This window comes from Salipiger sp. HF18 (genome assembly GCF_011806505.1).
Lineage (GTDB): Bacteria > Pseudomonadota > Alphaproteobacteria > Rhodobacterales > Rhodobacteraceae > Salipiger > Salipiger thiooxidans.
Genome location: NZ_JAATOS010000395.1, coordinates 1 through 3,648 on the forward strand (window position 1 = coordinate 1; position 3,648 = coordinate 3,648).

Consider the following 3,648-nt stretch of genomic DNA (forward strand, 5'->3'; position numbering starts at 1 on the left):
CTCATCGCCGGGCACCGCAGCACCACAAGCGTTGGGCCATCCTCGCGCGTATTCCGATGAGACTGTCCAGTTTTTCCGCCACCGGCCGGAGCAGACCGCCGCGCGTGTAAGCGGCGCAAAGTTGCAGAGCCCCACACCAGAGCCCATGACGCAGACGCAAAGGCTACGCCGCGTAGAAAGCGGGATGTTGCGCGAGAATATGAACGAGGGGACCTCACCCCAGCAGATTGGGGGCAAGATTGTCTCCGCACAAGCTTTGCCGATCCGCTCTGATCTGCTTTCGCAGCGAACCCAGCCAATAGGATCAGTGCTCTCGCCTGTTCTGGATGACGGCGCCCCCGAGCCGCTCGAGGCCGGCCTCGGTATGTTGTCGGGCGAGGTGCGTGCGTCCGGTTCGGCCTCGCAGGCTCCTGCCGGCACTGCATTTCACCGCACGGAAACCGCAGCTTCGGTGCTGAGGCAGGTGATTGAGGGGGTCACGACCGCCCCCGGTACTGGCGACGATGTCATCGAGCTGCAACTCCGGCCGGAGGAACTTGGCCATCTGCGCTTCCGGATGGTTCAGGGAGAGCATGGGCTTCTGCTCAGCATTTCGGCCGATCGACCGGAGACGCTCGACCTTCTGCGCCGTCATGTGGACCAATTGGCCCGGAGTCTATCGGACCTTGGTTACGGGGACGCCAGCTTCAGCTTCGGCGAGGGTGGACAGAGCAATGGTCGAGGCGGCGAGGCCGGTAGAGGTATGGCGACCGATCATGCGGCGCCAATCGACAGATACCAGGACATCGAAACTCCGAAAATGACCGCACGCGGGATTACCCCGTCCGACGGCCTCGACATTCGCATCTGAGGAGGTAACCCATGCAAACCGGATCTGTCGGGGCGGCGAACGCCTCAATCTCTTCCTCGAACACGGCGAGCACGAGCAAGACAGTGCTCAGCTCCGATTTCGAGACGTTTCTCAAGATGCTCACCACGCAGATGCAGAACCAGGATCCGCTGAATCCGCTCGACACCACGGAGTACGCGACGCAGCTCGCGACCTTCTCCTCGGTCGAGCAGCAGGTGCTGACCAACGACCTGCTCAAGGAACTGACCGGCGTCATCGGCGGCAACCAGTTCCAGGAGCTTGCCGGCTGGATCGGGAAACAGGCGCTTTCAGACGCGCCGGTCTTCTACGGTGGAGCGCCGATCGTGTTGCGGCCGGAGTATGCAAGCGGCGCGGACGGAGCGCGGCTGGTCGTGCGGAACTCCGGCGGGTCGGAGGTGCAGACCCTGACCCTCGATATGTCGGATCCGGTGATCGCCTGGGTCGGGGTGGACGACCTCGGCGATCCCCTTCCCTCTGGTGTTTACAGCTTCCAGATCGAAAGCCTCTCGGGCAGCGGGGTGATCGGGAGATCCGACGCGCAGGTGTATAACCCGATCATCGAGGTGCGGCAGCAGAACGGTGAGGTGATGCTGACCCTCTCCGATGGGAGCGAGATCCGTGCCTCGGATGTGACCGCGCTGCGATCGGGCATGGCATGACGCAAGCGACGCAGCGGCAGACCGGACGCGACCCTGCGTACCTTTGCGCGGCGCCGCAAGCTTGGCGGAATGACGAGGGGTCAGTTCCAGTAATGCCAGCCGAAGACCAGCACCGCGCCCAGGACGGCGCCGGCAGCGCTCCAGCCGATGCGGCCTGGCCAGGGGTTGCGGCGGGCAGGCGCGTCGCCTTCGGACTGGCGGATCAGCGCGGCCTCGACCAACCCCGGCAGACGCGGCCCGAAACGGCCCAGAACACGGGTCGTCAGCACCAGATCGCGCAGAACGGCGCGCGGGCCGAGCGAGGTCTTGATGTAGTCCTCGACCACCGGTCGCGCGGTATGCCAGATGTTCATGTGCGGGTTCAGGGACCGTGCCACCCCCTCGACCACCACCATCGTTCGTTGCAGCAGGATCAGCTCGGTCCGGGTCTGCATGCCGAAGCGCTCGGTGACCTCGAACAGGTAGGAGAGCAGCCGCGCCATCGAGATCCGCGTGGCGTCCATGCCGAAGATCGGCTCGCCGACGGCGCGCAGGGCACGGGCGAATTCATCGACGTCGCGGTCGGCGGGCACGTAGCCGGCCTCGAAATGTACCTCGGCGACACGCTTGTAATCGCGACGGATGAACCCGTAGAGAATCTCGGCGTAGACCCGGCGAGTATATTCGTCGATGTGTCCCATGATGCCGAAATCATACGCGATGATGTCACCGTTGGGCGCCACCTTGAGGTTGCCCTGGTGCATGTCGGCGTGGAAGAAGCCGTCGCGCAGGGCATGGTTCAGGAAAAGCTGCAGCACCCGCTCGCTCAGTTCCACGCGGTCGTGGCCGGCGGCATCCAGCGCGGCATTGTCGCCGAGCGGCTCGCCCTCGGCCCAGCTCATGGTCATCACCCGGCGGCCGGACAGGCCCCAGACCACGGCGGGCAGCTGGAAGCCTGCGTCGCCCTCGGTGTTGGCAGCGTCTTCGCTGGCCGCAGCGGATTCGAGCCGCAGGTCGAGTTCGCCCATCACGACGCTCTCGAAATGCTTGATCACGTCGCGTGGGCGCAGCCGCCGTGAGGCAGGCGCCAGCGTCTCGATCATGTCGGCGGCGAAGTAGAAGGCGTCGATGTCGGTGCGGAAGGCACGCTCGATTCCCGGACGCAGCACCTTGACCGCGACAGTCTCACCGGTGTCGGCGCGGCGCGCCTTGTGCACCTGCGCGATGGATGCGGCGGCCACGGGCTCGCTGAATTCGGAGAAGATCTCGGGCAGCGCCACGCCGAGCTCGGATTCGATCTGTGCACGGGCCTTCTCGACACCGAAGGGCGGAAGCTTGTCCTGCAGCACCCGGAGCTGGTTCGCGAGGTCCTGCCCCACCACGTCGGGCCGGGTCGAGAGGATCTGGCCGAACTTGATGTAGGCCGGCCCCAGCGCAGACAGCGCACGGGTGGCGGGCGGCATCGACGGATCGCCCTCGATTCCGAGCCACTTGAACGGCCAGACCAGCGTGCGGAAGGCCACGCGCACGGACTTTGGCGCGTCGAGCGCGTCGAGCACGACCCCCATGGCGCCCGTGCGTTCGAAGGTGGCGCCGGTGCGGATCAGGCGCCAGATGTTGTGCGGTCCACGCATGAATTACAGCTTCCAGCCCGAATGCAGGCAGGCGATGCCCATCGACAGGTTGCGGTACTTGGCGTTTCCGAAGCCCGCCGCCCTCACCATGCCGAGGAAGGTCTCCTGGTCGGGGAACTTGCGGATCGACTCGACGAGGTACTGGTAGCTGTCGCGGTCGCCGGCGATGGCCTGCCCCATGCGGGGGATGATGTGGAACGAGTAGAGATCGTAGATCTTCTGCATCATGTCGTTGGGAATCTGGCTGAATTCGAGCACCATCAACCGGCCGCCGGGGCGCAGCACGCGGTAGGCCTCGTTCAGCGCCTCCTGCGGGCGGGTGACGTTCCGGATGCCGAAGGAGATGGTGTAGACGTCGAAGCTGTTGTCCGGGAAGGGCAGCGCCATGGCGTCGCCCACCACCCAGTCGAGCTCGTCGGCCTTGGCGGCGGCCTCTGCGCGCTTGCGGCCCTCGACCAGCATCGGCTCGGTCAGGTCGAGCACGGTGGCGTGGCCATGGCCCGCG

4 protein-coding genes are annotated in these 3,648 nt (G+C 65.6%); 2 read left to right on the plus strand and 2 right to left on the minus strand.

Annotation, left to right across the window (positions count from 1 at the left end; all coding sequences use genetic code 11):
• Together HC022_RS21180 and HC022_RS21185 are read left to right on the plus strand one after the other, a co-directional pair.
• A partial coding sequence (locus HC022_RS21180) for a flagellar hook-length control protein FliK (protein ID WP_217704078.1) occupies positions 1-850 on the plus strand: 850 nt, incomplete at its 5' end.
• A gap of 11 nt (positions 851-861) precedes the next feature.
• Positions 862-1,530 (plus strand): flagellar hook capping FlgD N-terminal domain-containing protein, encoded by a 669-nt coding sequence (locus tag HC022_RS21185; protein ID WP_167453739.1) that lies wholly within the window; start codon positions 862-864, stop codon positions 1,528-1,530.
• An 80-nt stretch (positions 1,531-1,610) separates the two neighbouring features.
• On the opposite strand, the gene ubiB is transcribed toward HC022_RS21185, so the two are convergent.
• Both ubiB and HC022_RS21195 read right to left on the minus strand, forming a co-directional pair.
• Entirely contained in the window at positions 1,611-3,143 is a 1,533-nt protein-coding gene (ubiB, locus tag HC022_RS21190) for a 2-polyprenylphenol 6-hydroxylase (protein WP_167453740.1), read from the minus strand.
• Positions 3,144-3,146: 3 nt separating this feature from the next.
• The coding region (locus HC022_RS21195) for a ubiquinone/menaquinone biosynthesis methyltransferase (protein ID WP_167453741.1) at positions 3,147-3,648 on the minus strand (502 nt) is incomplete at its 5' end.

Bases quoted from the DNA above. Each gene is read 5' to 3' on its own strand.
- HC022_RS21185 (WP_167453739.1), top strand. From the start codon at position 862: ATGCAAACCGGATCTGTCGGGGCGGCGAACGCCTCAATCTCTTCCTCG.
- ubiB (WP_167453740.1), bottom strand. From the start codon at position 3,143: ATGCGTGGACCGCACAACATCTGGCGCCTGATCCGCACCGGCGCCACC.